Genomic DNA, 6,802 nt, shown 5'->3' with positions numbered 1-6,802 from the left:
TTTCCAAGCAGCTTGCTGTCCATAACCGCCGTTCCAACAACTTTCCCATGAGGCCTCTAGGTTGGCTTTCTCCTTTAGAGTTCACTGTCCAATATGTTTGACAAACCTACACCGCCTTTGGGCGGCTTTTTTCATTTTTATTGTCCTGTCTGCGCCTTGACTTCGGGCAGACCCGCGACACTGGTCAGCAGCGACACGATGCCCGCCAGCGCCGCGCCGGAAAACACTATCGCCCAGTTGACCTCGCCCATCGCGGCTGCGGCGCCGATGACGCCGATGTCCGACTGCGGCACGGTCTTGACCGCGCGCACACCTGCCGCCTTAGCCCACAGTTTGGTCTTTTCGCTCATTTTTATTCCTCCTGTTCCAAGTCCTTCAACCTATGGTTGATTACTTTGATCTGCTCCTCAACCACCGGCATGCGGTGCGCAAAATGATTGTGCTCGCGCACTTCGCGCGTCAGATCCTCCAACTTGGCCTCGGTCACCGTCCATGGACTTAACTTCCTCATGGTTCTGGATGTAGATATTATTTCTGTACATATTTTTCACTTCCTTTTCCAGCCTTTTGGCCAACGCATTTCATAAACAGGGCGGTTTATCCCTTATTTTCCCGCCAATGATGGCAAGTACGCGATGCAGAAGCACCGACGCTGCTGCAGTTGATTTCGATTGCATCCAGTGCCTCCTTGCTCTGCGCCGTGTAGATCGCGGCTTTGACTTGTTCCTGATACCGCCGGTATGGATAAACATACGCTGCAATGGCCAGCGACAATTCCGTATACTGCTCTATTTCAAACGTGCGGTACTGCTGTTTTTGTCCATGCCACTCAAGAACTGTGTGCTGCCCAGCGGTGGCCACCAGTTGGTACTGCGCAAGGTTAATCGCCATTTCGGTCTGATCCTGCTCGGTCATGCTATACACCTTGCCGTCCGTCCATGCCAGCGGGTGCGCCGCGAGCCAGTCCGCAAGTGCTTTCTTGTTCTGCTCCTGCTTGACCACGCGCAGCGTGTCCAGGTCATTACCCTATCACATAGTAGTAATATTTATAGTTTTGTGTATTGATCATACTGCCTGTAATGGTAATTGTTTTGTTGCCATTAGACCGCTTACAAAGTGCAAACGGTTTAACCACTATCAAGCAGAAAACCACAGTCTTTAAACCCTTGTTGGACATTGATACCGAAATGGGGCTTGATGTCACATCAAACGCACTGCCAGATATATCTGCTATGATTCGTCTGCTACAACTTCCTCGAATGAAATACCCGTCATAAGATGAGAAAAGACGGCATCCATGATGCCGTTTACCGTGTTTGTCACTTCAACCGTTATGTCATAGTCCTTCTGGCTGCTCATCGGAAAATAACCGCTGTATGACTGCAATATAGGCACATTTTCAAACGCCATTTCGACCCAGTTAGATGTAATTTCGTTATCGTTTGACAATGATGCAGCCACCATGTCAACCTGTTCATGATATGAGGCAAGCTTGCAACTTCTATCAAGCAGCTATCTAATTTCTACGTCGCATCCGGCAAACGGAACAAAATAAGCGGCAATTGTACCAGCTTTGCTGGTCGTTGTATTTGTTCGCCCGGTAGACGCCGCTCAAACCTATCATGCGGCCCCGTGCCAAACGCGTGGGAATTTACCCGAAAAAAAGAGCGCGGCTCATACCGCGCCCTCGCTATCCTCTGAATAATCCGCTCTCGATTATTCTTTTCATTTCCAACTTAAATTCCTGTCCCCTTTTTTTCAAATCTTCCATTTCTTCATCTGTCAGACCGCGCTTACTCTCACATGCGATCAGCGCCTCCAACGCTTCCCTTACATCCCTCGACGGCTCTTTTTTCCCAATTTCGTAGGCGCTCAATTGTGCGGTGGAAACTCTCATCACCTTCGCCATATCATACAAAAGCCAGCCATGCCGAAACCGGTATGCTTTCGCCTTTTCCCCAAACTCACTAAGCATAATCAAAAACCTCCATCTTCCACCAGCGTATAAAATGTGGTCTTTTTCACACAGCGTGTCGCTCTCGCGCAGAGTCGCGATCTGCGGTCAAACTTGTGCTCGCACGAGAAAACATGGGCATAAACGCATTTCTCATTCATACAGTGCCCCCACGCATGCAACAAATTTGTATTCTTTATTGCGCCCATATTTACACAGAGTTCATTCGTTATGTTCTCATTTATACCTTTTCTTTATACGGGTTCGCACTCACTTCCATACACTGGCAATTTATAACACCACACAATTGAATCTGCCGTACTTTCGACAACTTTTCCCTAATTTTTATATTTTTTCCATACAGCAAATATTCCCGCAAAATACGCCTCATCTATATGTGAAATCAGATCACAGATTACACCGATTAAATGACGCGATGTTGCATGACAGACGGAATTGAGGGACGGACAACCGTGGTTGTCCGCCCCTCAGCTTGTTGCATCAGAATGATTTGCTTATTTATTGTACGCCCGGCCTTTTATAAAGCGCATCAGGATGGTAGCCACCTGAGTGCGGCTGGCCTCACCTTGCGGTTCGAGGATGTTGTTTCCCATGCCAGAGATCAAGCCCTCTTGAACCGCCCACTTCATGGCCGCAACGGCCCAGCTGCTGACGGAATCCCCGTCAACAAAACCGCTGAGATCTCCTCTCACGGTGGGCATACCGGCATAGCGGTAAAGCATCAGGGCCAGCTGTTCTCGGGTCAGATTCTGCTCCATGTTTGTACCATCCGATATCCCCTCTGACATAGCCCACTTCTGTCCCACTTCATACCATATAGACCCAACAGAGGTATCCACACCTTCCATACGGGCCAGAACAGTGACCATCATCCCGCGGGTCATCGTTCTCTCCGGCGAGAAGATGCTGGGGCCTGTGCCTCCAAAAATCTCCCGACTGGAGACAAAGTCTATGGACTGCTCTCCCCAGTAGCCGTCCGGCACATCGGAGAAGTATTTACTGTTATCCACGACCTTCACATGCTGACCATCAGCCAGCGTGACCGCCACACCGTTTTCCGTGGTGATAGAGGTCTTGATGACCTCCTCAGTGCCGTCCTCCTTGACCAGCACCGCCACAGTACCGGACGCGGCGCCGTCCACAGGAATCTCCACGGCTACCGCGCCGCCGTCAGGCAGCTGCACCGTAATGGTGGGAGCGCTGTTCCAGTCGCTGGTGTTGGGCACGCTGGGCAGAGGCAGGGTTACGTTCTCTCCATTCTCCTGCGCGGTGTTCACCACCCGCTCCGGCACCTTGACCTCGGACTGCCACTTGCCGTTCTCATCCACCTTGGTGACAGAGGAGGAACCATCGCTCTGCGTGACGGTCGTGGTCGTGCTGCCGTTCGGCTTTTTCTCCACCACCGTCTTGTTCCCGTTCGGATATACGGTGGTTTCGGTAACCGTGCCATCCGGCTTTGTTACAGCTGTGGTGGTAGAGCCGTCCGGACTGGCCGTAGGCTCTGTCTGGTTGGTGCTGTCGCTCCCTCCACTGCCGGTATATTGCCAGCCCGCGTAGAGCGTCAAGTCTTTTACAACGGCTGTGCCGAAGTCGAACTTTTCGGTACATGCTTCATCCAGATACCAGCCGGTAAACGTATACCCGCTGAGTTCAGGGATGGGCGGCTCCTTTGCAAAGCCGTTTTCCGCCACCGTCTGTTCGGCTACCGCCGTTCCTCCATTACTCTGAAAGGTAACGGTATACTGCTTGCCCGTCTGAGCATTTACTCTGATGGTGAAATCCTTGGTATAGTCTGCATCGGGCGCCACACCGCTTACAATGGTTGCCGTAACCACCGCTGCACCGGGGTTGACCGCCATCAACGCTCCGTTCTCAATCTTCGCGCCGGTACCGCCGTCTTCCTTCACGCTCCAGACAATCTGACGGTTGGTCGCGTTGTCAGGTATCACAGTGGCGCTCAGGCGCATAGCCTTTCCTGCTTCGGTTTCAACTGGTACGCCGGTGATATTGGTCACTGGCACAAATGCAGAAGCACTTGGCTCAAATTCTGCTGTAACAGTAACTGCATAGCCGGGCATGAGGAAGCTGTTGCTGTCAACGGAAACTGTTGTTGTCTCGTCACCGGTCTTGTAGACCTTAAGGGAGCCCTGCTTTATCTGATAGTCCTTGTCAGGAAGCAGAGACACATAAACAGTCTCCCCTTCAGCCGCGCTGCTCTTATCGGGCAAAATAGTACCGTGCGCCACGGTGTCAGCGCTGATCACATAAGTTCCCTTTGCCGCAACGATGACGGTTACAGTATACGTCTGCTGGCTTCCGTCCTCTGCCGTCACGGTATAGATGACGGGACTGCTGAAGTTCTGCGCCACATCGCTTGCCGGCGAGACGCTGGCCTTTTCACTTACGATAATCGTAGGCGTAAGCGTTTTGACATCTGTACCGTACGGAACCGTTACCTCGATTTGCGTACCTGTAATCCTGCTGGTCCCATTGGGAACCTCAAAGGAGAGAATCCTCTTCTCCGCGCTATGCGCGTTAATTTGGATAGACAGCTCCTTGCTGGCAGTGCCAGTTCTGTTAGTGGCTGTTACCGTAAAGGTAGCGGTACCGGCGGCAGTGGGTATACCGCTGATGACGCCGCTTGCCTCGTCCAGCGCCAGACCGGTAGGCAGGCTGCCAGCAGTGATGCTCCAGCTGACAGGGGTATCGCTGGTTGCCGTCAATGTGTCGGAATAGGACTCGTTTTGTTTGCCGTCCTTCAATGCGGTGGTTGTAATGACAGGGGCATTTGTCTGCTCCACGCCATCGGCGGTGATAACCACGTCGCCGGTAACCGCCGCAATGCGGATGGTTCCGCTGGATTTATCGTAGGTATATTCTTGGCCGCTGGTCAGGACAACGCCTCCCATGGTGACCTGAATTTGCTCGGGCAAACGATAATTTTGGGCTGGCGCCAACGCAACCTGCAAAGGCTGATTCTCCTCTACCGAACTTGGCTGTCCATCTGCGGTCAAATTGTTCAACTGATAGCTTACCGTATAATGGGTAGGATTGTCGCTTACGCTGGTATAGGTAACAACCATAGGGGCCATGATATTGGCGTTTGCTATATTGCCGCCCTTGTTTTGTACTTCAAAGCGGATCATGTCCCCCGCTGCAACCTGTATATTGGCTTGGTTGAAGTTGACAGGGCCGCTACCGCCGCTGACCTGCTGCTGGGCCACCAGCGGTTCGCCATTTTGGGTCAGCGAAGCCCATATCGTTCCGGTGTTTCCAGCCGCACTGTTTACGATAGCATCCAGTCCTGTGATGGAAATTACCCCATCAAGGGGAGCGCGGAAGCCCAGCGCATGGCCGAAGCCACTCCGGTTGGTTGTTTCATCGACAATCTTAATATTGGTAGTGTTACTACCGCTGTCCGCTCCGATAAAGGCCCACTGGTTGCTGGAAATACCTTCCCATCCCTTCCAGTCAGCGCGCCAGCTGGTCAGGTCTTTGTAGGATGTATTCGCCTCCTGTGCAGAAATCCTCTGCTGCGCGAACCAGATTTCACCCTGTTGTCCGTCTTCCGTCTTGATGCTCTCAAAAATAGAGTAGGGCCCGACCTGAATAGAAAGTGTATTCTGGGTTGTGGCATCTTCCGCCGTAATTTGAAGGGTCATTCCTGACGCAAGTACCATGCTCCTGTCTTGCTCAACTCCATTGTGCATCACCTTTGCAGAGGCACCCCAGCTCAGCTCCAAAGCATCGAGAAGGTGCGCGACCTGAGCCTGATCGGGCACATGAATACTGCCGCTTTGCCGCTCAAAGGGAGAGAAGAGAATATCAGCTTGTGTACTCTTGGCAATGGTGTATGTCTCTGTATTGCTATCGGCTTTTGTGACAATGACCTTGCTGCCGCCCGGTACGTTTGTGCTGCCCGTCAGCGGCTGGCCTGCTGCGTCTGTTAAGGTCACCGACCATCCTGTCGGGGTAATCAGATGGCGCAGAACAGTTTCGGCTGTATCACCATTTACATGAGAGATGGTAAAATCCTGAATCTGATATTTATCAGAACCCAGGCCGGTCAATTGGGTGTACTGATGTGCGCCCACATCGGGTGCAACTCCTGTAGTCGGATTGCCGAAGAAGTCCGTCAATACGACGCCTTCCATCTCCGACAAAACAGGCGGAACTGCCACAGATGTACCTGCGCCGATTGCACGGGAGCCATCCTGCAGCTTATATCCATCCAGCGTGTTCAGCGCGTTGGCCTGCGCGCTTCCGGTTCCACCCTTTCCGGGATCGACCATCAGAGATGTCCCCTCCGCGGCGCTCAACTTGATGTTGTCGGTTCCAGCGGGCACATTGCTGTAATTTACAAAGATATTGTTTGCATAGGTGCAGGTTCCGGATTGCCAGTTTTCATTACGGGCGGCGCTTCCGGCATAATAGATGATGTTGTTTTTCACATCCAGCGTGCCGTAGCGACCGGAATTGGTGTACACAAACGGTACGCCTTCCTTGATATAGAAGGTGTTGTTATAAATGTTGGCGTTGGGATTGGTCGCCGCTACGATGATACCGGTACTGTCGTTCTGGCTGATATTATACCGGAAAACGCTGTTGTAGGCGTGCTGGAGGCAGATCATGAAGCAGCCGCCCTCGTTATCGTGGCTGTAATTGTACTGATAGACGGTTCCGTCGCCCCAGTCGGCATCCCATGCCTGCCCGTCGCCGTTCCAGCCGCCATCGTTGTAGGTATTATAGACCTCGTTGTACTGGAACACCGCGTCTTTACACTTCCAAGGCCACACGCTGGCTGCCACACATCCGAAAGGCTTGTCT

At 52.3% G+C, this 6,802-nt stretch carries 6 protein-coding genes; all 6 read right to left on the bottom strand.

The features are described 5' to 3' along the window. Positions 1 to 137 precede the first annotated feature (137 nt). Entirely contained in the window at positions 138 to 350 is a 213-nt protein-coding gene (locus tag ACTQ3V_RS15020) for a holin (protein ID WP_441468227.1), read from the bottom strand. 2 nt (positions 351 to 352) lie between these two features. Further along, positions 353 to 511, bottom strand: a complete 159-nt coding sequence (locus ACTQ3V_RS15015; RefSeq protein WP_441468226.1) for a hypothetical protein — start codon at positions 509 to 511, stop codon at positions 353 to 355. 86 nt (positions 512 to 597) lie between these two features. Further along, positions 598 to 1,002 (bottom strand): hypothetical protein, encoded by a 405-nt coding sequence (locus ACTQ3V_RS15010; protein ID WP_441468225.1) that lies wholly within the window; start codon positions 1,000 to 1,002, stop codon positions 598 to 600. Between the two features lie 228 nt (positions 1,003 to 1,230). Beyond that, positions 1,231 to 1,449, bottom strand: a complete 219-nt coding sequence (locus tag ACTQ3V_RS15005) for a hypothetical protein (protein ID WP_441468224.1) — start codon at positions 1,447 to 1,449, stop codon at positions 1,231 to 1,233. A gap of 241 nt (positions 1,450 to 1,690) precedes the next feature. Further along, on the bottom strand, positions 1,691 to 1,975 hold the full coding sequence (locus tag ACTQ3V_RS15000) for a helix-turn-helix domain-containing protein (RefSeq protein WP_441468223.1): 285 nt from the start codon (positions 1,973 to 1,975) through the stop codon (positions 1,691 to 1,693). A 494-nt stretch (positions 1,976 to 2,469) separates the two neighbouring features. Then, a partial coding sequence (locus tag ACTQ3V_RS14995) for an SGBP N-terminal domain-containing protein (RefSeq protein WP_441468222.1) occupies positions 2,470 to 6,802 on the bottom strand: 4,333 nt, incomplete at its 5' end.

Source organism: Candidatus Agathobaculum pullicola (assembly GCF_052117205.1).
GTDB lineage: Bacteria > Bacillota > Clostridia > Oscillospirales > Butyricicoccaceae > Agathobaculum > Agathobaculum pullicola.
Note: the sequence above shows the minus strand (reverse complement) of the source record. Positions and strands in the feature narration are given on the sequence as shown.